28 protein-coding genes are annotated in these 26,286 nt (G+C 69.5%); 11 read left to right on the top strand and 17 right to left on the bottom strand.

All coding sequences use genetic code 11. From position 1 onward, the window contains the following. Nucleotides 1-18 precede the first annotated feature (18 nt). Complete coding sequence (locus CQ045_RS00580; RefSeq protein ID WP_105720765.1) at nucleotides 19-1,440, top strand: aminopeptidase P family protein; 1,422 nt, start codon at nucleotides 19-21, stop codon at nucleotides 1,438-1,440. An 8-nt stretch (nucleotides 1,441-1,448) separates the two neighbouring features. Next, a complete protein-coding gene (locus CQ045_RS00575) occupies nucleotides 1,449-2,357 on the top strand; it encodes a phosphotransferase (protein WP_105720764.1) in 909 nt (302 codons plus the stop codon). Nucleotides 2,358-2,363: 6 nt separating this feature from the next. Here the strand turns inward: CQ045_RS00575 and CQ045_RS00570 are convergent, their stop codons facing one another. From CQ045_RS00570 to CQ045_RS00560, 3 genes are read right to left on the bottom strand one after another with little or no spacing between them, the layout of a single operon-like run. After that, entirely contained in the window at nucleotides 2,364-3,026 is a 663-nt protein-coding gene (locus tag CQ045_RS00570) for an alpha/beta family hydrolase (protein WP_105720763.1), read from the bottom strand. Continuing rightward, nucleotides 3,026-3,748, bottom strand: coding sequence for a DUF4870 domain-containing protein (locus CQ045_RS00565; protein ID WP_105720762.1), 723 nt, complete (start codon nucleotides 3,746-3,748; stop codon nucleotides 3,026-3,028). The genes CQ045_RS00570 and CQ045_RS00565 overlap by 1 nt, the downstream gene beginning before the upstream one ends. Further along, nucleotides 3,745-4,485 carry a general stress protein gene (locus tag CQ045_RS00560; protein WP_105720761.1) on the bottom strand — a complete coding sequence of 247 codons (741 nt, stop codon included), beginning with the start codon at nucleotides 4,483-4,485 and terminating at the stop codon, nucleotides 3,745-3,747. Before CQ045_RS00560 ends, CQ045_RS00565 begins: the two co-directional genes overlap by 4 nt. Before the next feature lie 85 nt (nucleotides 4,486-4,570). Here CQ045_RS00560 and CQ045_RS00555 point away from each other — a divergent pair, with 85 nt between their 5' ends. The 4 genes from CQ045_RS00555 to CQ045_RS00540 are packed head-to-tail and all read left to right on the top strand — an operon-like array spanning nucleotide 4,571 to nucleotide 7,983. Next, on the top strand, nucleotides 4,571-5,839 hold the full coding sequence (locus tag CQ045_RS00555) for a magnesium transporter MgtE N-terminal domain-containing protein (protein WP_105720760.1): 1,269 nt from the start codon (nucleotides 4,571-4,573) through the stop codon (nucleotides 5,837-5,839). Further along, nucleotides 5,839-6,348, top strand: coding sequence for a DUF1003 domain-containing protein (locus tag CQ045_RS00550; RefSeq protein ID WP_105720759.1), 510 nt, complete (start codon nucleotides 5,839-5,841; stop codon nucleotides 6,346-6,348). The genes CQ045_RS00555 and CQ045_RS00550 overlap by 1 nt, the downstream gene beginning before the upstream one ends. After that, nucleotides 6,345-7,466: an Mrp/NBP35 family ATP-binding protein gene (locus CQ045_RS00545; protein ID WP_105720758.1), complete on the top strand. Its 1,122-nt coding sequence runs from the start codon at nucleotides 6,345-6,347 to the stop codon at nucleotides 7,464-7,466. The genes CQ045_RS00550 and CQ045_RS00545 overlap by 4 nt, the downstream gene beginning before the upstream one ends. Nucleotides 7,467-7,488: 22 nt before the next feature. Then, on the top strand, nucleotides 7,489-7,983 hold the full coding sequence (locus CQ045_RS00540; protein ID WP_105720757.1) for a hypothetical protein: 495 nt from the start codon (nucleotides 7,489-7,491) through the stop codon (nucleotides 7,981-7,983). A gap of 10 nt (nucleotides 7,984-7,993) precedes the next feature. Here CQ045_RS00540 and CQ045_RS00535 read toward each other — a convergent pair whose 3' ends face one another. Next, nucleotides 7,994-8,368: a twin-arginine translocase TatA/TatE family subunit gene (locus CQ045_RS00535; protein ID WP_105720756.1), complete on the bottom strand. Its 375-nt coding sequence runs from the start codon at nucleotides 8,366-8,368 to the stop codon at nucleotides 7,994-7,996. 89 nt (nucleotides 8,369-8,457) lie between these two features. On the opposite strand from CQ045_RS00535, the gene CQ045_RS00530 reads away from it, so the two are divergent. Further along, nucleotides 8,458-9,096 carry an O-methyltransferase gene (locus CQ045_RS00530; protein ID WP_105720755.1) on the top strand — a complete coding sequence of 213 codons (639 nt, stop codon included), beginning with the start codon at nucleotides 8,458-8,460 and terminating at the stop codon, nucleotides 9,094-9,096. Between the two features lie 98 nt (nucleotides 9,097-9,194). Here CQ045_RS00530 and CQ045_RS00525 read toward each other — a convergent pair whose 3' ends face one another. From CQ045_RS00525 to dapE, 3 genes are all read right to left on the bottom strand, one after another. Then, the gene (locus tag CQ045_RS00525; protein WP_017203323.1) at nucleotides 9,195-9,368 is read right to left on the bottom strand and encodes a DUF3117 domain-containing protein; all 174 of its coding nucleotides are present in this window, start codon (nucleotides 9,366-9,368) and stop codon (nucleotides 9,195-9,197) included. 94 nt (nucleotides 9,369-9,462) lie between these two features. After that, a complete protein-coding gene (locus tag CQ045_RS00520; protein ID WP_105720754.1) occupies nucleotides 9,463-10,680 on the bottom strand; it encodes a hypothetical protein in 1,218 nt (405 codons plus the stop codon). Further along, nucleotides 10,662-11,732: a succinyl-diaminopimelate desuccinylase gene (gene dapE, locus CQ045_RS00515; RefSeq protein ID WP_105720753.1), complete on the bottom strand. Its 1,071-nt coding sequence runs from the start codon at nucleotides 11,730-11,732 to the stop codon at nucleotides 10,662-10,664. The genes CQ045_RS00520 and dapE overlap by 19 nt, the downstream gene beginning before the upstream one ends. A 65-nt stretch (nucleotides 11,733-11,797) precedes the next feature. On the opposite strand from dapE, the gene dapD reads away from it, so the two are divergent. Next, nucleotides 11,798-12,745 carry a 2,3,4,5-tetrahydropyridine-2,6-dicarboxylate N-succinyltransferase gene (gene dapD, locus CQ045_RS00510; RefSeq protein WP_105720752.1) on the top strand — a complete coding sequence of 316 codons (948 nt, stop codon included), beginning with the start codon at nucleotides 11,798-11,800 and terminating at the stop codon, nucleotides 12,743-12,745. Nucleotides 12,746-13,039: 294 nt separating this feature from the next. Beyond that, nucleotides 13,040-14,428, top strand: coding sequence for a DEAD/DEAH box helicase (locus tag CQ045_RS00505; protein ID WP_105720751.1), 1,389 nt, complete (start codon nucleotides 13,040-13,042; stop codon nucleotides 14,426-14,428). Nucleotides 14,429-14,503: 75 nt separating this feature from the next. On the opposite strand, the gene CQ045_RS00500 is transcribed toward CQ045_RS00505, so the two are convergent. The 6 genes from CQ045_RS00500 to CQ045_RS00475 form a co-directional block, all read right to left on the bottom strand. After that, nucleotides 14,504-15,793 carry a citrate synthase gene (locus tag CQ045_RS00500; protein WP_105720750.1) on the bottom strand — a complete coding sequence of 430 codons (1,290 nt, stop codon included), beginning with the start codon at nucleotides 15,791-15,793 and terminating at the stop codon, nucleotides 14,504-14,506. Nucleotides 15,794-15,986: 193 nt separating this feature from the next. Further along, nucleotides 15,987-17,099: a succinyldiaminopimelate transaminase gene (gene dapC, locus CQ045_RS00495; RefSeq protein ID WP_105720749.1), complete on the bottom strand. Its 1,113-nt coding sequence runs from the start codon at nucleotides 17,097-17,099 to the stop codon at nucleotides 15,987-15,989. Nucleotides 17,100-17,107: 8 nt separating this feature from the next. Then, on the bottom strand, nucleotides 17,108-17,428 hold the full coding sequence (gene fdxA, locus CQ045_RS00490; RefSeq protein ID WP_055873321.1) for a ferredoxin: 321 nt from the start codon (nucleotides 17,426-17,428) through the stop codon (nucleotides 17,108-17,110). 9 nt (nucleotides 17,429-17,437) lie between these two features. Beyond that, entirely contained in the window at nucleotides 17,438-17,848 is a 411-nt protein-coding gene (locus tag CQ045_RS00485) for a histidinol dehydrogenase (RefSeq protein WP_258130830.1), read from the bottom strand. A gap of 44 nt (nucleotides 17,849-17,892) precedes the next feature. Next, nucleotides 17,893-18,207, bottom strand: coding sequence for an AzlD domain-containing protein (locus tag CQ045_RS00480; RefSeq protein ID WP_105720747.1), 315 nt, complete (start codon nucleotides 18,205-18,207; stop codon nucleotides 17,893-17,895). Beyond that, nucleotides 18,204-18,926, bottom strand: coding sequence for an AzlC family ABC transporter permease (locus CQ045_RS00475; protein ID WP_105720746.1), 723 nt, complete (start codon nucleotides 18,924-18,926; stop codon nucleotides 18,204-18,206). Before CQ045_RS00475 ends, CQ045_RS00480 begins: the two co-directional genes overlap by 4 nt. Nucleotides 18,927-19,028: 102 nt before the next feature. On the opposite strand from CQ045_RS00475, the gene CQ045_RS00470 reads away from it, so the two are divergent. Then, on the top strand, nucleotides 19,029-19,577 hold the full coding sequence (locus CQ045_RS00470) for a helix-turn-helix domain-containing protein (RefSeq protein WP_105720745.1): 549 nt from the start codon (nucleotides 19,029-19,031) through the stop codon (nucleotides 19,575-19,577). Between the two features lie 3 nt (nucleotides 19,578-19,580). Here the strand turns inward: CQ045_RS00470 and CQ045_RS00465 are convergent, their stop codons facing one another. The 4 genes from CQ045_RS00465 to typA all read right to left on the bottom strand — a co-directional run bounded on the left by CQ045_RS00465 (nucleotide 19,581) and on the right by typA (nucleotide 25,352). Further along, a complete protein-coding gene (locus CQ045_RS00465; protein WP_105720744.1) occupies nucleotides 19,581-21,206 on the bottom strand; it encodes an MFS transporter in 1,626 nt (541 codons plus the stop codon). Then, a complete protein-coding gene (gene glsA / locus CQ045_RS00460; RefSeq protein ID WP_105720743.1) occupies nucleotides 21,203-22,249 on the bottom strand; it encodes a glutaminase A in 1,047 nt (348 codons plus the stop codon). Before glsA ends, CQ045_RS00465 begins: the two co-directional genes overlap by 4 nt. Before the next feature lie 97 nt (nucleotides 22,250-22,346). Further along, nucleotides 22,347-23,243 carry a phospholipase gene (locus CQ045_RS00455; RefSeq protein ID WP_105720742.1) on the bottom strand — a complete coding sequence of 299 codons (897 nt, stop codon included), beginning with the start codon at nucleotides 23,241-23,243 and terminating at the stop codon, nucleotides 22,347-22,349. Between the two features lie 195 nt (nucleotides 23,244-23,438). Continuing rightward, nucleotides 23,439-25,352 (bottom strand): translational GTPase TypA, encoded by a 1,914-nt coding sequence (gene typA, locus CQ045_RS00450; RefSeq protein ID WP_105720741.1) that lies wholly within the window; start codon nucleotides 25,350-25,352, stop codon nucleotides 23,439-23,441. Between the two features lie 101 nt (nucleotides 25,353-25,453). On the opposite strand from typA, the gene CQ045_RS00445 reads away from it, so the two are divergent. Next, entirely contained in the window at nucleotides 25,454-26,260 is an 807-nt protein-coding gene (locus CQ045_RS00445) for a CPBP family intramembrane glutamic endopeptidase (RefSeq protein WP_258130828.1), read from the top strand. Nucleotides 26,261-26,286 lie beyond the last annotated feature (26 nt).

Here is a 26,286-nt window from a genome sequence, read left to right as displayed (position 1 = left end):
AGATGACAGACTGGAGGGATGAGCACCGGAGAGCGCGACACGATCGCAGAACCCACCGTCGAAGCGTCCGCGGAGAACGGCACCACCAACCGCAAGCAGCCCTTCCCCCAGGGCTTCCTGGACACCATCTCGACAGGATGGGCCGAGCGTCCTGAGACGCTCCCCGCTCCGCGCGCGCAGGCGTCGTACGCGGCCGTCCGTCGTGCGGCCGTCTCCGCGGCCTTCCCCGGCAAGCGCCTCGTGATCCCCGCGGGCTCTCTCAAGCAGCGCAGCAACGACACCGACTACGTGTTCCGCGCGCACTCCGCGTTCGCGCACCTCACCGGATGGGCATCGGATGCCGAGCCCGACTCGGTCCTCGTCTTCGACCCGACCGATGCAGGTCACGACATCACCCTCTTCTTCCGTGAGCGTGCGGACCGCACGACGACGGAGTTCTACGCGGATGCCACGATCGGCGAGTTCTGGATCGGCGCGCGCCCGTCCCTCGCCGGCGTCGCCGCCGACCTCGACATCGCCACCGCGCATCTCGACGAGCTCTCCTCCGTCGACGGGGAACTGGTGCTCGACGCCGACGATGCGCTCACCCGCTTCGTCTCCGAGCTGCGCCTGATCAAGGACGAGTTCGAGATCGCGGAGATGCGCCGCGCCGTCGAGATCACCGCGAACGGCTTCGACGACATCATCCGCGAGCTCCCGGCGGCGACCGCGCACGCACGGGGCGAGCGCGTCGTCGAAGGCGTCTTCCACCGCCGCGCCCGTGAGGACGGCAACGGCGAGGGGTACGACACGATCGCGGCGTCCGGGCCGCACGCCTGCTACCTGCACTGGACGCGCAACGACGGCACCGTGGTGCCGGGCGACCTCATCCTGGTGGATGCCGGCGTCGAGGCCGACAGCCTGTACACCGCCGACATCACCCGTACCCTCCCGGTCTCCGGCACCTTCACCGACGTGCAGCGCCGCGTCTACGAGACGGTGCGCGAAGCCGCAGACGCGGCGTTCGCCGCCGCACGGGTCGGTGTCCGGTTCCGCGACGTGCACGCCGCCGCCATGAAGGTCATCGCCGAGCGCACCGCCGAGTGGGGTCTGCTGCCGGTGACGGCCGAGGAGGCCCTCGACGCCGACAAGGGCGGCCAGCACCGTCGCTACATGGTTCACGGCACCTCGCACCACCTCGGCATCGACGTGCACGACTGCGCCCAGGCCCGCCGCGAGATGTACTACGACGGCATCCTGGCACCGGGCATGGTGTTCACGATCGAGCCGGGGCTCTACTTCCAGATCGACGACCTCACGGTGCCGGCCGAGCTCCGCGGCATCGGCGTGCGCATCGAGGACGACATCCTGATGACGCAGGACGGTCCGGTCAACCTGTCGGCGGACATTCCGCGTACGGCCGACGAGGTCGAGGCGTGGATGGCGCGGCTGCAGGGCTGACACGACGGATGCATGAGCGAGAGCTCGCCCTCGACGATGCTCTCGCGGCGCGACTGATCCAGCGACGCTTCCCGGAGTTGAGCGGTCAGCTGCTGAGGACGATCGGGACGACCGGCACGGTGAACCGGATCATCCGCGTCGGTGACGAGCACGTCGCCCGGTTCCCCCTGCTCGGTGCGTCCGAGACGGACCTCGTCGCCGAAGCCGACGCGCTCGCGGAGCTGGCGGCGGCAATCCCGTTTCCCGCACCGCGGCCGTACGGCGTCGCCCCGCCGTCCGAGGATTTCGTCTCCGCGTGGTCGGTGCAGAGCTGGCTCGACGGCGACACCGCGGAACACGATTCTTCGGCGTCGTCGGAATCCCTCGCCGCAGATGTCGGCCTGCTGATCTCGTCGCTGCGCGCGGTCGACGTCCGCGGGCGGAGCTTCGACGGCCGGGGTCGGGGCGGACGACTCAGCGACCACGAGGCGTGGGTCATGGAGTGCCTGGCGAGGAGCGCGCACCTGCTCGACGTGCCACGGGCGACGGCCCTCTGGAGACGCGTGTGCGTTCTTCCGGAACCGTCGCAGCCCGCAATGAGCCACCGCGACCTGACACCGTTCAACCTCCTCGTCGCGGGCCGCGGCGCCGAGTCCCGTCTCGTCGGCGTGCTCGACGGCGGCGGCTTCGGACCGGCCGATCCGGCGCTCGACCTCGTCGCCGCGTGGCATCTCTTCGACGCTCCGGCTCGGCAGGTGCTGCGCCGGAGCGTCGGGGCGGAGGACGTGGAATGGCTGCGCGGGGCGGGCTGGGCTCTGCAGCAGGCTCTGGGGCTCGGGTGGTACTACGCGGACTCCAACCCGGCGATGAGCGCACTCGGGCTCTCCACCGTGCTGCGTCTGCTCACGGACGCCGAGCTGTCGACTCTCATCGACTGATGCGGATCAGGGGCGCGGTGCGCTGAGGACGAAGTCGGCGACGAGGGGTGCGAGCGAGGCGCCGATCTCGGCGGCAGCACGCTTCAGCCCCTTCACCTCGAATGTGTGTCCGCCGCCCTCCACCCACTCGACCTGTGCGTCCTGGCACCCGGCCACAGCATCCTCGAATTGCGAGAGGGGCTGGATGAAGGGATCGTTCGTGCCTTCGACGAAGAGCTGGGGCACGCTGATGGCGGGCAGATGCTCGACGCGCGGCTTCTCCGGTCGGCCTGGTGGATGCAGCGGATACCCGAGGTAGGCGAGCCCGTCGACGACGAGTCCATCCGCGACGGCCATCGATGCCATCCGTCCGCCGTAGGACTTCCCGGTCGCCCACACCGTCGCCGCCGGGTCCTGCTCGCGCGCGAACGCCACGGCCGCACGCCAGGTCGCGATCGCCTGCGCAGCCGGCCCCGGCATCCTTCTCCCCTGCTCCACATACGGGAAGTTGAAGCGCAGAGTCGCGAAGCCGAGGTCGCCGAGCGCCCCGGCGAATCCGGTGAGGAACGGATGGTCCTTGCCTGTTCCCGCACCGTGCGCGATGAGCACGGTGGCTCCGTTGCGTCCCGACGACCAGTCTGCCGAGACCGCGGTCGGCCCCGCAGGGAGATCGAGCGGGATCGTGGTCATCAGGCGCGTACGAACGGGATCGCGAAGGGGACGCGCATCACACCGCCCGACGAGACCCGCACCGTGCCAACGATCACCAGCACGAGGTGCAGCACGGAGACGGCGAAGTACAGCGTGATCGGGATGCCGAGGGGGAAGAACCCCGTCGCCGGCGTCTGCGAGGTCAGCGCGAAAAGCAGCACGAAGTGCAGGAGGAGGAGCAGCGTCGAGACCATCAGGTAGGTCAGGCCCCAGTTCAGCGCCGACCGCGCGTTCTCGGCCGCCGGTCCGCCGGCCCGTCGAGCGGATCCTCCACTCGCAGCCATCGCGATGCCCGAGGCGAGCCCGCCCACGAACGGGAACGGGATGAGGATCAGGAAGCCCAGGACCCACGGGAGCAGCCCTCGTGCCGGCGTGGCCGGAGCATACGACTGCTCCGGATATCCCTGTCCGGGAGGGGACGGTGCCGGGTACCCCTGACCGGGGTATGCCGGAGCGGCGTGTCCCGGGGGCTGGGCAGGCGCGGCGTACCCCTGCTGCGGCGCGGCGGGAGCTGCCGGGTATGCCGGCGGAACGACGTAGCCGTGCGGCACATCCTGCGGCGCGGGAGCGGATACCTGCGGCGCAGGAGGTGCCGGAGCAGGAGGCTGCGAAGCGGGAGGGACGGGAGGCGCAGCAGGGGGTGCCGGGGGCGGCGGCGGCGGAGTGAACTCCCCGGGCTGCCGGGACTCGGGTGCGGTCATCGCAGGTCTCCTTCGGGTTTCACGGCGCCGGGAGCGGCGCCGGGGTCGACGACGGGAGCGTGCGAGGGGGGCGCCACCTCATCGGCGGCAGGCGCGGGGCCGGCATTCCCCGCGGGATCGCCGTCCGGAGCCGGCTCCGGGTCCGCGACAGGGTCTGCCGGACGCGGCGGGATGACGGGTTCCGCGGGCTCGGGAGCGGTGGCACCCGGAGTGATCCGCTCCCCGTACCGCGGTGGTTCGTCGAGGTTCACCGGCGGCCGCACCGGCGCGACCTTGGTCGCGCCGAGCACCTGACGTGCCTTCGCGAGCGACGCCGCGAGGACCGTGACCTCGTAGTGGTCCGCGGCGAACTGCGTGACACTCGCGAAGTCGCGCCGACGACGCACGATCGCGTAGGTGACGAGGCTGAGGAGCATCCCGAGCGCGACGCCGATGAGGACGAAGCCGACGAAGAGCTGGATCGGCACCTCGGGGTTGCCGAGCACCAGGATCGCCGAGAGGAACAGGCCGATCAGGACGCCGTTGATGGCGCCGGAGCGCGCGGCGGCGGCGTATCCGAGCTTTCCGGTGACGCGCTCGACCGTTCGAACGCTCTGTCCGACGATGGCGATGTCGCGCGCCGGCACCTCCCCCGCGATCAGCTTCGAGACCGTCTTCTGCGCGCTCTCGTAGTCACGCATCGACGCGACGATCTCGCCGGTGTCCGTGCCGTTCGCGGGGCGGTTCAGCATGCTCATCCGGCTATTCTTCCACGCGCGCCGTCGGACGGCCCGAGGCGCGACCGTCCCGGCGGCGACCGGACCCGCCGACTACGCTGGAGAGGTGAGCACACAACGGGTTTTCGCCGCGCGCCTCGCCGGGTGCGCCGTCTTCGATCCCGTCGGCGACCGGCTCGGCAAGGTCCGGGACGTCGTCGTCGTGTATCGAAGTACCGCGGCACCCCGCGTGATCGGCCTGGTCGTGGAGATTCCGGGACGTCGGCAGGTGTTCCTCTCGATCGGCCGGGTGACGTCGATCCGCTCAGGCCAGGTCATCACCACCGGCCTGATCAATGTGCGGCGCTTCTCCCCCCGCGCCGGCGAGGTGCGGGTGCTCGCCGAGATGCTGGGGAGGCGGGTGAGTTTCGCCGACGGCAGCGGCACCGCCGTCATCGAAGACGTCGCGATCGAACCGAACCGCCTCGGCGAGTGGGCGATCAGTCAGCTGTTCCTGCGTCGTCCCAAGACCAGCGCCTCCCCGTTCGCGAAGGGGCCCACCACGTTCGCCGCCTGGAGCGAGGTCGCCGAGCAGCGCGCACCGGGCGAGTCGCAGTCGGCGGAGCAGCTGGTCGCCTCGTACTCCGAACTGCACGCCGCCGACCTCGCCAACACGCTTCTCGACCTTCCGCAGCAACGCATGATCGAGGTCGCCGAAGAGCTGTCGGACGACCGCCTCGCCGACGCCCTCGAAGAGATGCCCGAGGACGAGCAGGTGCACATCCTCGACCGTCTCGGCGATGAGCGCGCCGCCGACATCCTCGACCAGATGGAGCCGGATGACGCCGCCGACCTCCTCGCGCAGCTGGCTCCGGACCGTCTGGAGCAGCTCCTCGAGCTGATGGAGCCGGAGGAGGCGGAAGACGTCAGGATGCTGCTGCGCTACGGCCCTGACACCGCCGGCGGTCTGATGACGCCGGAGCCGATCATCCTGTCCGCCGACGCGACCGTCGCCGAGGCACTGGCTCTGATCCGCCGTCACGAGCTGCATCCGGCGCTGGCGGCCGCCGTCTTCGTCACCCTTCCGCCGTTCGAGACTCCGACCGGACGCCTGCTCGGCCTGGTCCACTTCCAGCGGATGCTGCGCTACCCGCCGCACGAGCGCCTCGGTGCGATCCTCGACGACAGTCTCGAGCCCGTTCCCGTGACCGCCTCCGCCGCGGAGGTAGCGCGGATGCTGGCGAGCTACGACCTCGTCTCGCTCCCGGTGATCGACGCCGCGCACCGCCTCGTCGGGGCGATCAGCATCGACGACGTGCTGGACTATCTCCTCCCCGATGACTGGCGTTCGCACGACGGCGACGACACCGCGACCGCGGTGAAGGAGACGCGCTGATGGCCCGCTCGCCACGCCTCGACGCGCCCGGCCGCAGCACGACCCGTCCTCGCTCGACGTCGCGGGACAGGTTCGGCCGCTTCACCGAGTGGGTCGCCCGGGCGATGGGAACCCCGGCGTTCCTCGTCATCCTCAGCCTGTTCTGCGTGGTGTGGATCCTGTGGAACACGCTGATGCCCGATCCGCTGCGCTTCGACGACGCCGCCCTCGGATTCACCGCCCTGACCCTGATGCTCTCGCTGCAGGCGTCGTACGCGGCCCCGCTGATCCTGCTCGCGCAGAACCGGCAGGACGACCGCGACCGCGTGCAGATCGAGCAGGATCGACAGCGGGCGGAGCGCAACCTCGCCGACACCGAGTACCTGGCCCGCGAGATCGTGGCGCTGCGGATGTCACTCGAGGAGCGCAATTCGCAGGTCGTGACGCGGGACGTCCTGAGACAGGAGCTGAAGGCGCTGCTCGCCGAACTCGACGCCGGGGAGAAGCCTCCGGCCGGCGCCGCCTCGTGAGCGGCGTCGACGGTGTCCGATCCGCCGTCTCCGCGGTCACGGATCCGGAGCTGCGCCGACCCATCGGCGAACTCGACATGGTCCGCGAGATCACCGTCGAAGGCGACCGCGCTCGCGTCGGCATCGTCCTGACCATCGTCGGCTGCCCTGCCGCCGCACGCATCGAATCGGACGTACGGGAGGCCGCGGCATCCGTCCCCGGCATCGCGCAGGTCGAGGTCGAGGTCGGCGTGATGACCCCGGCGGAGCGCAAGGCTCTCACCGAGAAGCTCCGCGACGGCAGGCCGGCACGGCACATGCCCTTCGGCCCTGACTCGCTCACGCGCGTGATCCTGGTCTCCAGCGGCAAGGGCGGCGTGGGGAAGTCGACGGTCACGGCCAATCTCGCGGTCGCCCTCGCCGACCAGGGGCTGTCGGTCGGACTCGTCGACGCCGACGTGCACGGATTCTCGATCCCCGGGCTCCTCGGCATCCCCGCCGGCACCCAGCCGACCCGTATCGACGACCTGATGCTGCCGCCCGTGGCGCACGGCGTGAAGGTCATCTCGATCGGGATGTTCCTTCGCGACGGCGAGTCCGTCGTGGCGTGGCGCGGACCGATGCTGCACCGCACGGTCTCGCAGTTCCTCACCGACGTCTTCTTCGGAGACCTCGATGTACTGCTCATCGACATGCCGCCGGGGACCGGGGACATCGCGATCTCGATCGGCCAGCTCCTTCCGCACGCCGAGGTCCTCGTCGTCACCACGCCGCAGACGGCCGCCTCGGAGGTCGCGATCCGCAGCGGACTCGTCGCCCGGCAGACAGGACAGCGCGTGATCGGCGTGATCGAGAACATGGCGGCGTACTCCCTTCCGGACGGCACGGTGATCGATCTGTTCGGCTCCGGAGGGGGCGCGGCCGTCGCCGAGGCGCTCTCGGCCCCGGGCGCGACGGTGCCGCTGCTGGCGTCGATCCCGCTCAGTCCGGCGCTCCGCCAAGGTGGGGACGCCGGCGTCCCGATCGTCGCCGGAGACACGACGGACACGGCTGCCGAGACGATCCGCGGCCTCGCGGGCACTCTCGCGCGACAGGGCCGCGGGCTCTCCGGCCGGTCCCTGCCGATGTCGATCGGCTGAGGACGCATGGGAGGATGGACCGGTGCCCCCACGATCGCTGACCGTCGATGAGAGCCTGCTGCGACGGATGGCCAGGGACGCGGCGATCTACTCGCTGACACGACCCCTCGCCATCGTCATGTGGGTCGCCCTCGCCGGTGCCCTGGCGCTGAGCATCCTCAACCTCAACGCGCCCGTCCCTCCCGGACAGGAGCCTCCGTTCGGCACGGGGTGGATGCCCCCGGTCGTCATCGCTCTCGCGCTCTATGCGGTCTGGCTGTCGGTCGCGAGCGCGCGACGCGCCGTGCGCGCCGCCATGCCCGTCGAGAGCGTGGTGTGGGTGTCGCTCGAGGACGAGGTGCTGAAGATGGGCAGTGGAACCCGTCGCTCGGACATCGCGTACAGCACGTTCCAGCAGGTGCGCGTAGGGAAGGATGCCGTGCTGCTGAAGCTGCGCGATGCGTCGGTGGCCACCGCGATACCCCGTGCGTTGCTGACGGACGACGACATCGCCGTGCTCCGCTCGCGCGTCTCCTAGACCCCTGCGGTCAGGTGGCTTCCGGGTCGAACGGCGGCCGGTGGGACGCGCTGAACTCCTGTGGAGCGGCGCGCGGAGCAACCGGCTCGGCGATCGTCTCGCGCGCTTGCATCGGCGTCGCGGGCTGCGGCTCCTCCATCAGTGCGTCGCGGATGATCCGCCGCGGGTCGTACTGACGGGGGTCGAGCTTGCGCCAGTCCACGTCGTCGAGCTCCGGGCCCATCTCCTCGCGCACCCTCGACTTCGTCGCGCGGAGGTACTCGCCGGCCTTGCGGACCATGCGGGAGAAGCTCTCCGCCGCCCGCGGGAGACGCTCGGGGCCGATGATGAGCACCGCGATGAGGCCGATAAGCAGCAGCTTCTCGAAGGTGAGCCCGAACGTCATCTCTACAGGCTACCGCCGCGCCTGCGGTCCCCGCACTCGCCGAGCGAATACTCTGGAGAGATCACCGGGCAGGCAGGGAGAGACAGGCCATGAGCGAGCATGACGCGAACGCGCGTTTCCTGCGCGAATCCATCGTGGAACCGGACGCCATCAGCCGGGCCCGCGCGCACGCGGTCGAGCTGGGCGCGATGCCGGTCAGCGCCACCGTCGGCTCGCAGATCGCGGTGCTCGCGGCCGCGACCGGCGCACGATCGATCGTCGAGATCGGGACCGGCGCCGGCGTCTCGGGCCTCTGGCTGCTGCACGGCGCCCCGCAGGCCGTGCTCACCTCGATCGACAACGAACCCGAGCATCTCGCCGCGGCACGACAGGCGTTCTCCGACGCGAAGGTCCCGTCCACCCGGGCCCGTTTCATCACCGGACGCGCGATCGACGTGCTCCCCCGGATGAACGAGGCGTCCTACGACATCGTCCTGGTCGACGCAGACCCGGAGCACGTCATCGAATACGTCGAGCACGGACTGCGGCTCGCGCGCACCGGCGGACTCGTGCTGGTGCCCCGCATCCTCGCCGGCGGTCGGGTCGCCGACCCCGTGCAGCGCGACGAGATCACGGCCGCGTACCGGTCGCTCGTGCAGGCGACGCAGGAATCCTCGGCTGTCCTGGCGACGGTCTCCCCCGCGGGGGAAGGCCTGCTGCAGCTGGTCCGTCTCGCCGATCGCGACTGACGAACGCGCCCGGCACCAGCGGGAACGGAGACCGAAAAGGGCGATGGATCCGTGGATCCACCGCCCTTCCTGATCCGCCGAAACGGATCCTCGGTCGTTCAGGCCGGTGCCACGACGGCGGCAAGCACGTCGTGAAGCTCCTTGGCCTCGGCGTCGTTCACGGAGACGACCAGGCGGCCGCCGCCTTCGAGTGGAACGCGCACGATGATGAGTCGTCCTTCTTTCACGGCTTCCATAGGCCCGTCTCCGGTCCTCGGCTTCATCGCTGCCATCGTGGCTCCCTTTCCTCCGGTGGTATGGGATGAGTTTATCGGGTGTCACCGGGACCTGGAGGTCACGGAGCAACAATTGGGTCGTGCCGCTCGGTCACGGCACCTGCCAGAACGTGCTTCCGAGGGCATACACGTGGTAGATCCAGAACCATTGACCGACCAGGCACGCGGCCAGGATGCCGATCCTCCACAGTCGCGATCGGGGGACGGCGACGGCCCCCCAGAGCGGGCTGAGGGGAAGCAGCAGCCGGAAGGTGCTCGACTGCGGGAAGAAGACGGCGAGCAGATACAGCAGGTAGCTCGCGCTCCACAGCCGGAGGTCGGGGCCGAGGGCGCGCACCTGCGGCGAGTACAGCAGGGTCGCGGTCGCACCGATCACCAGAAGCACCAGGGCGATCGGTCCCCACCACTGCGGCATCCCCCACTGCGCGAACCAGAACTGCGAGGCCTGGACCCATCCTTCGAACGGCACGAACCCCTGGACGCCGCCGACGATCCAGTGCCGCCGCCACGCGAGTTCGGTCGCGAGATAGGCACCCGGATCCCCGGTCGCGATGCCGGCGATCAGCTGCCATGCGAAACCCGCCGCGGTCGCCAGCGCGCCGAGCGCGAGGATGTGAGCCACCTCCCGCCCGGTGAGGGGATCCTCTTTGCGGCGGAGCCAGCGCAGCACACCGTGCAGCCCGAGATAGAGGGCGAATGCGAGGATCCCGGGACGTGTGAACGCCATGACCGGGATGAGGATGTAGAGCCAGGAGTAGTTTCGGCGCGTCGTCGCGTCGAGGGCGAGGAAGAGCAGGAGGAGGAAGAGGGTCTCGGCATAGCCGACCTGGAACATCGCGGCGATCGGCCCTGCGGCGAAGAACACCACGGCCCACGTCGCCGCGGACGCACCGACACGGTCTCGGAGCAGACGGTGGAGCGCCAGGCAGGCCAGGTACCCGGCAGTCAGCGAGAGCAGCAAGGCGCCGGCCCCCCACGAGCCCAGGAGGAACCCGAGCGCCTTCGCCGCATATGCGAAGACCGGCATGAACGCCCATGCGTTCTCGGCGACCTCGCCCGAGTCGGTCAGGGGCAGCTCCGTCGGGTAACCGGACTCCGCGACCAACCAGTACCACTGCGCATCCCACCCGAGCACGAAATCGATGAGTCCCGCGTCCGCTCCGAACCGCGAGAACGAGGTCGAGAGGGAGGCGGCGACGAGGAGCAGGCCCGTCGTGGTGATGCGCGCCGCCAGGTAGACGACGGCGATGCGCAGCGCGATCGGCGCCTGCGCCCAACGGCGGGCTGCGCTCAGTGCGAGGTGAGCCATGCGCGCAGGCCCTGCTCCACGGCGTCGATCTGGGCGAGCGGCACCCGCTCTTCGTCGTGGTGGGCGAGGTGCGGGTCACCAGGACCGTAGTTCACCGCGGGGATGCCGAGGGCGGAGAAGCGCGCGACGTCGGTCCATCCGTACTTCGGGCGGGGCTCGGCGCCCACAGCGGAGACGAACTGCTTCGCGATCTCGGCATCGAGTCCGGGGCGCGCACCCTCGGCGGCATCGGTGATCTCGACCTCGAACCCGGCCAGCACTCCGCGGAGGTGGGCTTCGGCGTCGGCGGCGGACTTGCTCGGGGCGAAACGGTAGTTGACCTCGATCTCGCACGCGTCCGGGATGACGTTCCCGGCGACGCCCCCTGCGATGCGCACGGCGCTCAGGCTCTCGCGGTACAGCAGGCCCTCGACCAGGACCTCCTTGGCGCGATACTCCGCGAGCCGCGTCAGGATCGGCGCGGCGCGGTGGATCGCATTCTCGCCGATCCAGGCACGAGCGCTGTGCGCGCGCACGCCGGTCGTGCGCACGATCGCACGCAGGGTTCCGTTGCATCCCCCCTCGACCTCTCCATTCGACGGCTCACCCAGAATGGCGAAATCCGCCTGGAACAGGTCGGGGCGCACCGCCGCGAGCAGCCCGAGGCCGTTCTTCGATGCCTCGATCTCCTCGTTGTCGTACCACATCCAGGTGATGTCGATCGCGGGATCGATGAGCTCGGCGGCGAGCTTGAGCTGCACCGCGGTGCCCGCCTTCATGTCGACGGTGCCGCGCCCCCAGAGGTACGGCACTCCGTCGATCTCGATGTCACGGGTCGGCAGGTTCGCGTTGATGGGGACGGTGTCGATGTGCCCGGCGATGGCGACGCGCTGCGGCCGCCCGCGGTCGGTGCGGGCGACGATGGTGTTCCCATGGCGGAAGACGTCGAGGTGGGCCAGCGGAGTGATCGCCTCCTCGATCGCATCGGCCAGCGTCTTCTCGTCTCCCGAGACACTCGGGATGTCGCAGATCGCACGGGTGAGGTCGACGGAGGACGCGGTCAGATCGAGCATGGGACAAGACTACTTACCCCGTCATGCGTGCCGTCGCCGACCGCCCGGCGCGATAGCGTGGAGGGATGAGCGACGCACGAACGGTATGGGGAATCGGACTGACCACGATCGCCGGAGACGGCACCGTCCTGGATGCCTGGTACCCCGAGGTCCGCGTCGGCGCCGCGGCGCCGGACGAGGCCGAGGTCGCCGCGCTCGAGCCGCTCGTCGGCCGCGATGAGCGCCGCAACGTCACCGTCGAAGTGGTGCAGCTGCAGATCGACCTCGATGAGGCACCGGCCTCCACGGCTGACGCCTACCTGCGCCTGCACGCGCTCTCGCACCTCGTGGTGCGCCCGAACGAGCTGAACCTGGACGGCGTCTTCGGGCATCTTCCGAACGTCGCCTGGACGAACGCCGGACCGGTGCTCCCCGCCGACGCGGCACGTCTGCGGCCGCTGCTCCAGCGCGCCGGCATCCAGGTGCAGGGTCTGGACAAGTTCCCGCGTCTCACCGACTACGTGCAGCCTGCCGGCGTCCGCATCGCGGATGCCTCCCGGGTACGCCTGGGTGCGCACCTCTCCCCCGGCACGACCGTCATGCACGAGGGGTTCGTCAACTTCAACGCCGGCACGCTCGGTGCCTCGATGGTCGAGGGGCGCATCTCGCAGGGAGTCGTCGTCGGCGACGGCAGCGACATCGGCGGCGGTTCCTCCATCATGGGCACGCTCTCCGGCGGCGGCAGCCACCGGGTGTCGATCGGCGCACGCACGCTCCTCGGCGCGAATGCCGGCATCGGCATCTCGCTCGGAGACGACTGCGTCGTCGAAGCGGGCCTCTACGTGACCGCCGGCACGAAGATCGTCCTCGTCGACGGTCCCGCGACTCCCGACGGCGGCCGGACCACAGTGAAGGGCTCGGATCTTTCCGGACAGGACGGCCTGCTGTTCCGCAGGAACTCGCTCAGCGGCGCCGTCGAAGCCGTGCGGCGCGCGGGCGTGGGCGTCACGCTGAACGAGGCCCTGCACGCCTGAGCACCGGTGGGAGAGCCGGTCTGAACCACCTCTCCGATCGTCGCCGACCCGCCCACGCAGCGGGCATGCAGCCGGTGGCATGCCCGCACTGGTAGACTGGCAGCGTTGCACCGACCGCCGGTCCCGCAACATCGTCGTCGTCACGGGGTCTCCGAGGACCGAAGCGAGCAGGACTGCTCCCACAACCAGCACGAGCTGGCCTTTCGAACGGCGAATCGATGCGCAATTCCTGCGCCGTCGCCCACCTCACCCCCTATCTCGCGCCGATGACTCGTGCGCTGACGGAGTTTCTGCATGTCTACTTTCCTTGAACTCGGCGTTCCCGCCGAGCTCGCCGCCGTTCTCGCCGATTCCGGCAAGACCGAGGCGTTCGCCATCCAGCGCGACACTCTTCCCGACTCCCTTGCGGGCCGCGACCTCCTGGGTCGCGGACGCACCGGCAGCGGCAAGACCATCGCGTTCGCCCTGCCGCTCGTCGCGCGTCTCGCCGCGTCCGGCGGCCAGCGCCGCGCCGGCCTCCCGCGCGGACTCGTCCTCGCTCCCACCCGTGAGCTCGCGACGCAGATCGCGGCCACCATCGCCCCTCTCGCCGAGGCGGCCGGCCTGCGCGTCACCACCGTCTTCGGCGGCGTCAGCCAGCGTCCGCAGGAGCAGGCGCTGCGCGGCGGCGTCGACATCGTCGTCGCCTGCCCCGGTCGACTCGAAGACCTCATGAAGCAGCAGGTCGTTCGCCTCAGCGCGATCGAGGTCACCGTGCTCGACGAGGCCGACCACATGGCCGACCTCGGCTTCCTCCCCGGCGTCACCCGCATCCTCACCGCGACTCCCGCCGGTGGACAGCGCCTGCTGTTCAGCGCGACGCTGGACCGCGGCATCGACACCCTCGCCCGTCGCTTCCTCTCGAACGCGGTCAGCCACGAGGTGGACGAGGAGAGCGTGCCCGTCGGCGAGATGACGCACCGCGTGCTCGTGGTCGACTCGACCGACAACAAGACCGCCCTCGTGCGCGAGCTCGCCTCGGGCACCGGCCGTCGCATCCTCTTCACCCGCACCAAGCACCAGGCGAAGAAGCTCGCGAAGCAGCTCACCGCCGCCGGCATCCCGGCCGTCGATCTGCACGGCAACCTGTCGCAGAACGCCCGCGAGCGCAATCTCGGCGCCTTCTCCACCGCGCCCGAAGACGGTGGAGTGCGCGTCCTGGTCGCGACCGACGTCGCCGCCCGTGGCGTGCACGTCGACAATGTGGACCTCGTCGTCCACGTCGACCCGCCCGTCGAGCACAAGGCGTACCTGCACCGCTCCGGCCGCACGGCCCGTGCCGGTGCTGCCGGCACCGTCGTGACCGTCGTGCTCCCCGAGCAGCGCCGCGACGTCAAGGACCTCCTGCGCAAGGCCGCCATCACGGCTCCGCTCGAAGACGTGACCACGGCTGCGATCACCGCCCTGGTGCCCGAGCGTGCCGCGCACGTGCGCCCCGCGCCGGTCCAGCCGCAGCAGCAGCAGCGCCAGTCCTCGAAGCAGCGTCCGGCAGGGGGCGAGAAGAGCGGAGCCGCGAACCCGCCCGCACGTCGCCGTCGCCGTCCCCGCGCCGGTGGCTCGGGAGCCGGACAGGGCGGTGGCTACTCCACGCAGAGCAGCGGCCAGTCCCGTCAGGGCGGCGGCCGCGGGTCGCAGGGACGCTGACCCCGAAGCACTCGGAACGACGAGAGAGCGCCCCCTCCGCTTCGGCGGAGGGGGCGCTCTCTCGATTGAGTGGGCTCAGCGCGTCGGGAACGACCGCTCGGGTGCCCCCGTGTACAGCTGCTGCGGGCGACCGATCTTGGTCTGCGGGTCGAGCTGCAGCTCGCGCCACTGCGCCAGCCAACCCGGCAGACGACCGATGGCGAACAGCACCGTGAACATCCGCGTCGGGAAACCCATCGCCTTGTAGATGACACCGGTGTAGAAGTCGACGTTCGGGTACAGACGACGCTCGCGGAAGTAGTCGTCGGCCAGCGCGAGCTCCTCGAGCTCCTTCGCCAGGTCGAGCAGCGGGTCGGTGACGCCCAGCGAGGAGAGCACCTCATCTGCGGCATCCTTGACGAGCTTGGCGCGCGGGTCGTAGTTCTTGTACACCCGGTGCCCGAAGCCCATCAGCTTCACGCCCTCTTCCTTGTTCTTCACCCGCTCGACGAAGCGCGAGACGCTCTGACCGGAATCGCGGATCTGACCGAGCATCGTCAGCACGGCCTCGTTCGCCCCACCGTGGAGCGGACCGGAGAGGGCCTGGATGCCGGCCGAGACCGAGGCGAACTGGTTCGCGCCGGTGGAGCCCACCAGACGGACTGTCGAGGTCGAGGCGTTCTGCTCGTGGTCCTCGTGGAGGATGAGGAGCAGTTCGAGCGCCTTCGACATGACCGGGTTGACCTCGTACTCCTCGCTGTGCACGCCGAAGTTCAGCTTGAGGAAGTTGTCTACGAAGCTCAACGAGTTGTCCGGGTAGAGGAAGGCCTGTCCGACGCTTTTCTTGTGCGCGTAGGCGGCGATCACCGGAAGCTTCGCGAGCATGCGCACCATGTTCAGCTCGACGTGCTCGGGGTTGTGCGGGTCGGTCTGACCCTCGTAGTAGGTCGAGAGAGCGGCGACCGCCGAGGAGAGCACCGACATCGGGTGGGCGGTGTGCGGCAGCGCCGAGAAGAAGCGCTTGAGGTCTTCGTGCAGCAGCGTGTGACGACGGATCTTCTCGTCGAAATCCGCAAGCTCGGATGCGGACGGGAGCTCGCCGTAGATGAGGAGCCAGGCCACCTCGAGGTAGCTGGTCGATCCGGCAAGCTGCTCGATCGGATATCCGCGGTAGCGCAGGATGCCCTTGTCGCCGTCGATGAACGTGATCTCGGACTTCGTGGACGCGGTGTTCACGAAGCCGTAGTCGAGGCCCGTGTAGCCGGTCTGCCGAGTCAGCGTCGAGAAATCGATGCTGTCGTGCCCCGCCGTGCCGCGCAGCACCGGGAACTCCGCGGTCGTGTCGCCGATCGTCAGCTTCGCCGTCTGCTCTGCCGCTGCGCTCACGCGGACCTCCTCCTGGCGTCCGACCCCCGCTCGTTCGCAGTGGTGTCGGACAAGATCTTGATCAAGTCGGAACTGGCGATCTCACGGCGCTGAGGCACCAGGTCGGGTCACGACCGAATCGCCTTTACAGCCTAGTAGGCACACAGGCCTACTGTGACATCCGCCAAACAGATGCCGTCTGCAAGGAGAGAACCTACAGGTTCCCCACCGAAAGCCGATGTGCCGCCTCGCGGACGTGCGCGGTCGGCGCCGTGAGCGCGAGTCGGACATGCTGCGCGGAATCGGCTCCGTAGAACGGACCAGGACCCGCAAGGATGCCGAGATCGGCGAGCCGACCCATCGACTCCCAGGCATCCCGCCCTTCCGTCGCCCACAGGTACAGTCCGGCCTCGGAGCCGTCGATCCGGAAGCCGGCGGCCTCCAGTGCCGGGCGCAGAGCCTCACGGCGGGTGCGGTAGAGCTGCTTCTGCGCGGCAACGTGCTCGTCGTCTCCCAGCGCCACCGCCATGGCGTGCTGCACGGGAGCAGGGGGCATCAGACCGAGGTGCTTGCGGGCCGTGAGCAGGTCTCCGACGATGCGCGCGCAACCGGCGACGAACGCGGCGCGGTAGCCGGCGAGGTTGGACTGCTTGCTCAGCGAATACACGCTGAGCAGGTTCGAGCGCGAGCCGCCCGTCACCCGCGGGTCGAGGATCGACGGGATCGGCTCCGTCGCCCAGGCGCCGTCCCAGCCCAGCTCGGCGTAGCATTCGTCGCTCGCGAGGACCGCGCCGAGTTCCCGCGCGCGACGCACGGCCGCGGCCAGCTCGTCGACGGTCCAGGTGCGGCCGTCCGGGTTGCCCGGGGTGTTGATCCAGATGAGCTTCGTGCCCTCCGGCCATTCCGCGGGGTCGTCCGCAGGCACCGGCGTGGCACCGACGACGCGGGCGCCGACCTCATATGTCGGGTACGCGACGCGAGGGTGCACGACCACGTCTCCCGCGCCAAGGCCGAGCAGCGTCGGCAGCAGCGCGACGAGCTCCTTGGACCCGATCGTGGGGAGGACGTTGTCGACGGTGAGGTCGGAGACGCCTCTGCGCCGGGCGTACCAGTCGACGATGGCCTCGCGCAGGCTCGGCGTTCCCACCGTCTGCGGGTACGCGTGCGCGTCGGTCGCCTCGGCGAGTGCACGCCGGATGATCTCCGGCGTCGGGTCGACCGGGGACCCGACGGACAGATCGACCAGACCGCCGGGGTGCTGTGCAGCACGCTCGCGGAACGGGACGACGGCGTCCCACGGATAGTCGGCGAGGTCGCGGACGCTCACGGACGCGCCTACTCGCCCTGCGGCGGGAGCGCGGCGATGATCGGGTGGTCGAACGAGTAGACGCCGACCTTGGCGGCTCCGCCGGGCGAGCCGATCTCGTCGAAGAACTCGACGTTGGCCTTGTAGTAGTCCTGCCACTCGTCGGGCAGATCGTCTTCGTAGTAGATGGCCTCGACCGGGCACACGGGTTCGCAGGCGCCGCAGTCCACGCACTCGTCCGGGTGGATGTACAGCGACCGTTCACCCTCGTAGATGCAGTCAACGGGGCACTCGTCGATGCAGGCGCGATCCTTGACATCGACGCACGGGAGGGCGATCACATACGTCACCCCCTCAGTCTACGACTCGCGGGGCTCGGGTTCCTGCGCGGCAGGCGCCTGCGTCGTCACGGGGCGCTGCGAGAAGGAGGGCCAGGCGATGACCAGCAGCACGATGCCCCCGACCAGGTACGTCCAGATGCGTCCGGCGAGCGAGTCCTGCACCACGACCGAGCCTCCGGGGCCGACCCCCGAGATCAGCACGAGCATCCCGAGCATCCCGAGACCTGCGGCCACGGCGGCACCGCGATCATGCGTGAGTGCGCGCACCGCGACGAGGATCGCGGCGCAGGCGATCGCGGAGACGATGATCCCGACCGGGATCGGTCCCCAGGTCACACTGTGCGCGATCGTGCCCGCGACGCCGTAGACACCGCCCACGAGGGCGGCAGCGACCCACGACAACACTCTCGACACCCAGCTCACGCGCACGCGACGATTCTACCGGCGAGTCCGGTGATCCGACCGCGGCCGGATCAGGCGGCGAGGCCGAAGAGACGCAAGAGGGCCGCGACGAGCGCGGCCGCGGCGACCACCACGAGGAACGACTGCCGGAGCCACAGGAGTCCTCCGGCGACGAGCAGCGCCGGCACCCGCGCATCCACCGTGATCGACTGACCGTCGCCGAGCGTCTGGACGGCGACGAGGGCCGCCAGCAGCGCCACCGTCAGCAGATCCGAGATTCGCGCCGTACGGGGAGCCTCGAGCGCCTTCGGCGGCACGAGGTAGCCGGCGGCCTTCAGCGCCAGGCAGATCAGCGCCGCGAGCAGGATCGCGCTCCAGACGCTCACGAGCGAGCCTCCGAGCCGGCGACGGATGCATCGTCGGGCGGCGGGACCGGCCGCCCCAGCCAGTTGAACCATCCGACCGCGATCGCGACGACGGCGGCGACCAGCACCGGAAGCCCCGGCATGAGGAACGGAGTGAAGGCAGCCGCGACGACCGCTGCCGCCACGCCCACGGCGATCGCCTGTCGCCGCCTGAGCCGCGGCCAGAGCAGGGCGAGGAACGCGGCGGCGGCTGCGGCGTCCAGTCCCCACGTCTTGGGGTCTCCGAGCACGTCGCCGACGAGTGCGCCGATCAGCGTCGTGATGTTCCATCCGACGAAGATGCCGACGCCGGTCACCCAGAAGCCCACTCGGCGCAGGCGAGGATCGTTCTGCGAGATCGCGACGGCCGTCGACTCGTCGATCGTGAAGTGCGCCGCTGCGGCCCGGAGAGCCGGTCCCCCGCCCACGATCGGCGACATGCGCATGCCGTAGGCCACGTTGCGCACACCCAGAAGGGCCGCCGAGGCGATCGCGGACGGCAGCGCGGCGACGCCCCCGGCGCTGAAGACCCCGACGAAGGCGAACTGCGAACCGCCCGTGAACATCAGAAGGCTCAGCACACAGGTCTGCCACACGTCGAGACCGGATGCCACAGCCAGGGCGCCGAAGGAGATGCCGTAGGCGCTGGTCGCGAGCACGACACCGAGCGCCTCGCGCCAGACCTCCCGCTCCGCGGTCATCGCCGCCTCGAAGTCGGTGTTCGTTTCAATGAACGCATGACCATCATTCTGAACAATCTCGGATGGATAGTCAAGCGAACGAACGTTTGACATGATGAACACATGGAGGAACTCCGCACACGCATCGCCCGCACGCTGCGCCGGGAGCGAGAGGCCGCGAGCCTGTCGGTCTCGGAGCTCGCTCGACGCGCCGGCATATCCAAGGCGACGGTCTCACAACTCGAGAGCGGTGCAGGCAACCCCAGCGTCGAGACGCTCTGGGCGCTCGGCGTGGCGCTCGGCGTGCCGTTCGCCGTGCTCGTCGACCAGCAGGCGAACGCGCCGACGCTCATCCGCGCCGACGATCTCGCCGGCGTCCCCTCCTCCGCCGCCGCGTACAGTGCCACGCTGCTGTCGGCCAGCCCGCCGGGTGCGCGCCGCGACGTGTACCTGATCCATGCCGAGCCCGGCGACGCTCGCCGCTCGGACCCGCACCATCCGGGCACCGTCGAGCATGTGATCCTCATCGCGGGACAGGCGCGGATCGGTCCGGTCGACGAGCCGGTTCTCCTCGATCCGGGCGACTACCTCACCTATGCCGGCGACGCCCCGCACATCTTCGAGGCGACCACCTCCGGCACCAGCGCCGTGCTCATCTCTGAACTGCGCTGAGCGTCACTCCGGTCCGGCCGCCGGCGACGGGTCGGGGATCTCGTGCGGACGATACTGCGGGAGCCGCGAGGCCGGGAGGATGGCCAGCGCGCTGATCCCCGCGAGGAGCAGCAGGCCGAGCTTGAGCGTGCCGAGCCGGGACTCCTCGTTCAGCACGATGGCGGCGTCGACCTGTGCCGGCGTCGCATCGGTGGCCTCGAGCGCGACGCGGAGATCGTCGTTGCTGACGAAGTTGAGGTTGTCCATGTCGACCTGGGCGACGAGAGACGGCGGCAGCTCGGGGTGCTCCACCACCGCACGGCCGACGCTGAGCCCCAGAAGCGAGACCAGCAGTGCGCCCGCCAGGGCCGTGCCGACGGCCGAGGCGAGGTTCTGCGTCGTCCCCCGAAGCGACCCGACGTCGCCCGCGAGCTCAGCCGGAGCCGCGGTGACGAGCACGTTGAACACCAGTGTGACGAGCGCGCCCTGTCCGATGCCGAAGACGATGAGGCCGGCGATCGTCGGAATCGTCTCCCAGTTGTTGTTCACGACGAACGACAACCACACCAGCGCCACCGTGGTGAGGATGAAGCCGACCACGCCGATCGTGCGCGGCGGGAACCGCTTGTACAGCCGCACCACGAGTGTGGCCGTCACGAAGACGGTGAGGTTGAACGGCATCATCGCCATGGAGGTGTCGAACGGCGTGCGGCCCTGCACGATCTGGATGTAGAGAGGGATCGTGAAGTTCACGCACGCTTCCAGGGCGACCACGATGAACATGGCGTAGACCGCCGCCCGTTCGCGCGATGAGCCGAGGACACTGAGGTCGATCAGAGGCACCTTCCCCTCCGACATCCGCTTCCTCGTCCACAGGAAGAAGGCCTGGCCGAGCACCACGCCGACCACGATGAACACGGGAGCCGGTGAGAGGCCGAGCACGGTGAAGGGCGCGTCCCTCGTCGCCGCCACGGCACCCCAGGAGTTCAGGTTGTTGAACCCGAACGTCAGCAGCACGATCGCCGCGCCGATGAGCAGCGAGGCGACGAGGTCGATGCGGATCGAAGCATCACCGCGATCGCCACGCAGGGTGAAGCTCAGAGCGAAGACGACGACGGCGATGCCCAGCACGATGAAGAACATCGGCCGCCAGCCGACCAGCGTGCCCAGGGTGCCGCCGATCAGGAAGGCGCTGACACCGGAGATCGCGCGCGCGGACCCGATCGCCCCGATCGCGGTCGCCTGCTGCGGCCCGCGGTAGTTCTCGGCGATGAGCGCCACGATCGACGGCACGATGATCGCCGCGGCCGCGCCGGCGACGGCCTGCCCGGCGATGGCCCACCACACGGTGGGAGCGAGGAGCATCATCACCGAAGACGCGGCGAACAGCGCGATCACGATCCGGAAGATGACGACCCAGCCGATACGTTGACCGAGCTTCGCGCCGGTCATCACCAGCGCGGCCACTGCGAGGCCGTACATGACGATCGTGGTGCTCGCGACCGTGGGCGGGACGCCGAACTCGCTCACCATGCCGCCGAGGGAGATGGGCAGCGCCGCGACGTTGAACGACATCAGCACCTGCGCGAAGAACAGACTGACCATCGGCAGCCACGAGGTCTTGGCCGGGTTCTGCTGCGTCTGGGTCATGGCTGCTCCTGCGGTGCGGATGAGAGGGCGGGTGTGGAGGCACTGCGGTGCGCCGGGGCGGAGGCGAAGAGGTTCAGCCCCAGCACGCGCGACAGGTAGCCGATGGCCATCTGCGATCGGATGGAGTTGCCGGCCTCGTCGAGACGGGGCGAGAAGCCCGCCACCGCGCCCTTGCCCGGGGCGATCGCGACGATGCCTCCCGCGACACCCGATTTCGCGGGGAGTCCGATCTCGAACAGCCAGTCGCCCGATCGTTCGTACAGCCCGGTCGACGCGACGACGGCGAGAGTGTCTCGGCACACCTCTTCCGAGACCACTCGCTCACCCGTGACCGGATTCACTCCCCCGTCGGCGAGGGTCGCCCCCATCACGGCGAGATCATGAGCCGTCACGCTCAGAGCGCACTGGCGCGTGTAGACATCGACGACCTCATCGGGGTCTCCGGTCAGCCGCCCGTAGCTGCGCAGCAGGCGCCCGAGTGCGCGATTGCGGTCATTCGTCTCCGCTTCCGACGCGTAGACGACGCCGTCGAGGCTCAGCGGCCGCCCGGCGAACGCCGAGAGGCCCTCCCGAAGGCGTTCCCACTGCTCGACGGCGGTCCTCCCCGGCATGAGCGCCGTCGTCGCGATGGCCCCCGCATTGACCATCGGGTTCATCGGATGGCCGTCGTTCAGCTCCAGAGCCATCACGGAGTTGAAAGCGAGGCCGGTGTTGTTCACGCCGACGATCTCTCGCACCCGCTCGTGGCCATGCTCCTGGATCGCCAGGGCGTAGACGAACATCTTCGAGATCGACTGGATGGAGAAGGGGTGCAGGGCATCGCCGGCGTCGTGCAGCCCGCCCCCGACCTCGATCACCGCCAGACCGAAGAGCTCCGGGTCCGCCTCCGCGAGCACGGGGATGTAGTCGGCGACGCTGCCCGCGCGCTCCCCCGCATAGCGGGAGTGCGCGTGGCGCAGGATCTCCTCGACGCGATCCCACCCCGGCAGAGTGCCGGTGGACACCTCTTGCGGAACATCGCTCCACGCCGCCGGGTCGAGCACATCTCCTCCTCGGATCCGTGACGCCCCCAGCCGTCAGAGTCACCGTAGCGCTCGACGACCGCCTCCGGCTACAGGATCCTCAGCGGCACCACCGGCGTCAGTACCAGTTCATGGCTTGAGAATGCGACCACGCGCTGCACGGCGTGCCGTACACCGACGAGATGTATCCGAGACCCCAGGCGACCTGGGTGGCCGCGTTCGTCTGCCAATCGGAACCGGCGGACGCCATCTTGCCGCCGGGCAGAGCCTGCGGGATGCCGGTGGCTCCACTCGGGTTGTAGGCCTGGTAGTTCCAGCCGGACTCCTTGTTCCAGAGGGAGTTCAGGCAGGAGAACTGATCGCCGCCCCATCCGTAGGTGCTCGACATGATCTGCTGCGCGGACGCCTTGGCCCCCTCGGGGGTGTTGGCCGCGGCCAGCGCGGCGGCCGCCTGCTGCTCCGCTGCGGCCTGCGCCGCCGCCTGCTCCGCCGCGATCCTGGCGGCCTCCTCCGCGGCCTGCTTCTCCTGCGCGGCTGTGAGCGCACCCCGAAGCTCTTCGGTGTCGGCGACGACATCCGCCGTCTCCTCCTCCGCCTTGTCGGCGAGGACGCCGACCAGAAGCGCCGGTGTCACATCGATGTCGTCGAGCTTCTCGATATCGTTCTCGAGGTCGGAGGTGTCGACGGATGTCACCGCGCCGACATCGAGTCCGGAGGCGACGACCTCGGACCTCAGGGTCTCCGCCGCCGCGACGGCACCCTTCGCCTGCGTCAGGGTCGCGGACGCGTCTTCCGCGATCTGCGCCAGCGGCTCGGCGCCGGCCAGAGCGGGAGCGGTGACGGCGGAGGCGGCGTTGATGGCGCCCACTGCGGGAGTGGAGGCGAGGCCGACGCTCAGGGTGATGCCGACGAGCGTGGCCGATGCGACGCCGAGGATGGTCATGGGGCGGTGGGCCGCGGTGCGGGCGGATGCCGCCGCGGAAGCGCGCCGAAGCGCACGGGTCTTCTGAAGCATGGGTTCGACTTTCGGGTGGTCGTACGCCCTCGCAGGAGACTCATCGGGAGCTCGTCCCAGGCGCAAGTGACCCACTCTGAACCATGAACCTGAACGAAAACCATACCTCACCTGGGATTTACATGAGAAGAGGGCCCCGTGCGCCCTCTTCGGCGGCACGAGGCCCTCTCACTCGGAGCGTCTCCGAGTCTGGACTCAGACGTTCGCGTCCTGACGCTTCAGGCGAGCGGTCTCACGCGCACGGGTGTTCGCGTCGAGGTTCACCTTGCGGATGCGGACGACCTCCGGGGTCACCTCGACGCACTCGTCGTCGCGGGCGAACTCGAGGCTCTCCTCCAGGGTGAGCTGGCGCGGCGGCGTCATCGACTCGAAGGTGTCGGAGCTCGCCGCACGCATGTTGGTGAGCTTCTTCTCCTTGGTGATGTTCACGTCCATGTCGTCGGCACGGGAGTTCTCGCCGATGACCATTCCCTCGTAGACCTCCTGCGTGGGCTGCACGAAGAACGACATGCGCTCCTGCAGGGCGATCATGGCGAACGGGGTGACGACGCCCTGACGGTCTGCGACGATCGAGCCGTTCTGACGCGTCGTGATGGAGCCCGCCCACGGCTCGTAGCCGTGCGAGATCGCGTTCGCGATGCCGGTGCCGCGAGTCGTGGTCAGGAACTCGCTCCGGAATCCGATCAGGCCGCGCGACGGGACGATGAACTCCATGCGCACCCAGCCGGTGCCGTGGTTCGTCATGTTCTCCATGCGGCCCTTGCGGTTCGCGAGCAGCTGCGTGATCGCGCCGAGGTGCTCCTCGGGAGTGTCGATCGTGAGGTGCTCGAAGGGCTCGTAGGTCTTGCCGTCGATCTTCTTCGTGACCACCTGCGGCTTGCCGACGGTGAGTTCGAAGCCCTCACGGCGCATGTTCTCGACGAGGATGGCGAGAGCCAGCTCTCCGCGGCCCTGCACCTCCCAGGCATCCGGTCGTCCGATGTCGACGACCTTGAGCGACACGTTTCCGATGAGCTCCTTGTCGAGACGGTCCTTGACCATGCGAGCGGTGAGCTTGTGGCCCTTGACCTTGCCCATGAGCGGCGAGGTGTTGGTGCCGATGGTCATCGAGATGGCGGGGTCGTCGACCGTGATGGCCGGCAGCGGACGCACGTCCTCGGGGTCGGCGATGGTCTCGCCGATCGTGATGTTCTCGAAGCCCGCGATCGCGACGATGTCGCCGGGGCCTGCGGAATCAGCGGGGTAGCGCTCGAGCGCGCGGGTCTTGAGGAGCTCGGTGATGCGCGCGTTCTGGTGCGTGCCGTCGGCTCGGACCCAGGCGACGGTCTGGCCCTTCTTCAGGGTGCCGTTGAAGACGCGAAGCAGTGCGAGGCGGCCGAGGAACGGGCTGGAGTCGAGGTTCGTGACCCAGGCCTGAAGAGGGTGCTCGTCGTCGTAGGACGGCGCGGGGACGTGCTCGAGGATCGCCTCGAACAGCGGCTCGAGGTCATCGTTGTCGGGCAGCGAGCCATCGGCCGGGCGGTTCTGCGACGCCGCACCGGCACGACCGGAGGCGTAGACCACCGGCACGTCGAGCAGCGCGTCGACGTCGAGGTCGGGCACATCGTCGACCAGGTCGGAGGCGAGACCCAGCAGCAGGTCGTGCGCTTCTTCCTCGACCTCTGCGATGCGCGCGTCGGGGCGGTCGGTCTTGTTGACCAGCAGGATGACCGGAAGCTTGGACTCGAGCGCCTTGCGCAGCACGAAGCGGGTCTGCGGCAGCGGGCCCTCGCTCGCGTCGACCAGGAGCACGACACCGTCGACCATGGAGAGGCCGCGCTCGACCTCGCCACCGAAGTCGGCGTGGCCGGGGGTGTCGATCACGTTGATCGTGATCTCCTTGCCGTGGGCGTGCTTGCCCTTGTAGGTGATCGCCGTGTTCTTGGCGAGGATCGTGATGCCCTTCTCACGCTCCAGGTCGTTCGAGTCCATGGCGCGCTCATCGACGTGAGCGTGTTCGCCGAAGGAGCCCGTCTGACGCAGCATGGCGTCGACGAGGGTCGTCTTGCCGTGGTCGACGTGGGCGACGATTGCGACGTTGCGGAGGTCAGAACGGAGGGCGTGCGCCATGCAGGTGTCCTAAAAGATGTGGGATGTTGCCGGGAAGCCGACGTTCCAGGATAACGCAAGCTCAGGGCTTGTTCCTGAATACGGGTCGTAGCATCGAGATCGTGACCCATCCGCAGGCTCCGGGAGTCCTCCCCGACACCTCCCCCGCCCCCTCTCGCGCGCGGCTGTGGTGGGAGATCGCCATCGTCCTCGCGCTCGGCCTCGGCCAGTCGGCCGTGTACGCGATCGTTCAGCTCGCCTACCGCCTCACCGACACGGTGCCCATCGCCGACCAGGTGGCGAAGCTCAACCCCTCACGCAGCGACCGCGAGGTGTTCGACCTCATCTACCAGGTGCTCGCGATCGGATTCTCGATCGTCCCGGTGCTCCTGGTGTGCTTCCTGCTCTGGCAGTCCCGCCGACCGCACCTCGAACGACTCGGTCTCGACGGCACCGGAGTCGCACGGGACGCGGGGCGCGGCATCCTCCTCGTCCTGGCGATCGGCATCCCCGGTCTCGCGCTCTATCTCGGCGGGCGCGCGCTGGGTCTGACCGTCGCGATAGACCCGGCGGGACTCGACACCTACTGGTGGACCGTGCCGGTCCTGCTGCTGGCTGCGGCACGCGCGGCCCTGCAGGAGGAGTTCATCCTGCTCGGTTACCTGTTCACCCGACTCCGGCAGCTCGGCTGGGGCCCCTGGCCGATCATCATCGCGACATCCGTCCTGCGCGCGAGCTACCACCTGTACCAGGGCTACCCCGCGTTCATCGGCAATCTTGCGATGGGTCTGCTGTTCGGCTGGCTCTACCAGCGCACGGGTCGCCTCATGCCGTTCCTCGTGGCGCACTTCCTGATCGATGCGACCGCGTTCGTGGGCTACCCGTGGGCGGCGGCGACCTGGCCCGACCTGTTCGGCCTCCCCGGCTGAGCGGAGCTCCACCGCAGGGACGACCG

It is taken from the genome of Microbacterium sp. MYb66 (assembly GCF_002979435.1).
Classification (GTDB): domain Bacteria; phylum Actinomycetota; class Actinomycetes; order Actinomycetales; family Microbacteriaceae; genus Microbacterium.
Note: the sequence above shows the minus strand (reverse complement) of the source record. Positions and strands in the feature narration are given on the sequence as shown.

What these genes read in the sequence shown, in the direction of transcription:
- CQ045_RS00550 (WP_105720759.1), top strand. Translation starts at nt 5,839, where the DNA reads ATGGCCCGCTCGCCACGCCTCGACGCGCCCGGCCGCAGCACGACCCGT.
- CQ045_RS00565 (WP_105720762.1), bottom strand. Translation starts at nt 3,748, where the DNA reads ATGACCGCACCCGAGTCCCGGCAGCCCGGGGAGTTCACTCCGCCGCCG.
- CQ045_RS00465 (WP_105720744.1), bottom strand. Translation starts at nt 21,206, where the DNA reads ATGACCCAGACGCAGCAGAACCCGGCCAAGACCTCGTGGCTGCCGATG.
- typA (WP_105720741.1), bottom strand. Translation starts at nt 25,352, where the DNA reads ATGGCGCACGCCCTCCGTTCTGACCTCCGCAACGTCGCAATCGTCGCC.
- CQ045_RS00475 (WP_105720746.1), bottom strand. Translation starts at nt 18,926, where the DNA reads ATGACCGCGGAGCGGGAGGTCTGGCGCGAGGCGCTCGGTGTCGTGCTC.
- CQ045_RS00570 (WP_105720763.1), bottom strand. Translation starts at nt 3,026, where the DNA reads ATGACCACGATCCCGCTCGATCTCCCTGCGGGGCCGACCGCGGTCTCG.
- CQ045_RS00560 (WP_105720761.1), bottom strand. Translation starts at nt 4,485, where the DNA reads ATGAGCATGCTGAACCGCCCCGCGAACGGCACGGACACCGGCGAGATC.
- CQ045_RS00580 (WP_105720765.1), top strand. Translation starts at nt 19, where the DNA reads ATGAGCACCGGAGAGCGCGACACGATCGCAGAACCCACCGTCGAAGCG.
- CQ045_RS00505 (WP_105720751.1), top strand. Translation starts at nt 13,040, where the DNA reads ATGTCTACTTTCCTTGAACTCGGCGTTCCCGCCGAGCTCGCCGCCGTT.
- CQ045_RS00520 (WP_105720754.1), bottom strand. Translation starts at nt 10,680, where the DNA reads ATGGCTCACCTCGCACTGAGCGCAGCCCGCCGTTGGGCGCAGGCGCCG.
- dapE (WP_105720753.1), bottom strand. Translation starts at nt 11,732, where the DNA reads ATGCTCGATCTGACCGCGTCCTCCGTCGACCTCACCCGTGCGATCTGC.
- CQ045_RS00455 (WP_105720742.1), bottom strand. Translation starts at nt 23,243, where the DNA reads ATGCTTCAGAAGACCCGTGCGCTTCGGCGCGCTTCCGCGGCGGCATCC.
- CQ045_RS00575 (WP_105720764.1), top strand. Translation starts at nt 1,449, where the DNA reads ATGCATGAGCGAGAGCTCGCCCTCGACGATGCTCTCGCGGCGCGACTG.
- CQ045_RS00535 (WP_105720756.1), bottom strand. Translation starts at nt 8,368, where the DNA reads ATGACGTTCGGGCTCACCTTCGAGAAGCTGCTGCTTATCGGCCTCATC.
- CQ045_RS00470 (WP_105720745.1), top strand. Translation starts at nt 19,029, where the DNA reads ATGGAGGAACTCCGCACACGCATCGCCCGCACGCTGCGCCGGGAGCGA.
- CQ045_RS00525 (WP_017203323.1), bottom strand. Translation starts at nt 9,368, where the DNA reads ATGGCAGCGATGAAGCCGAGGACCGGAGACGGGCCTATGGAAGCCGTG.
- dapD (WP_105720752.1), top strand. Translation starts at nt 11,798, where the DNA reads ATGAGCGACGCACGAACGGTATGGGGAATCGGACTGACCACGATCGCC.
- CQ045_RS00530 (WP_105720755.1), top strand. Translation starts at nt 8,458, where the DNA reads ATGAGCGAGCATGACGCGAACGCGCGTTTCCTGCGCGAATCCATCGTG.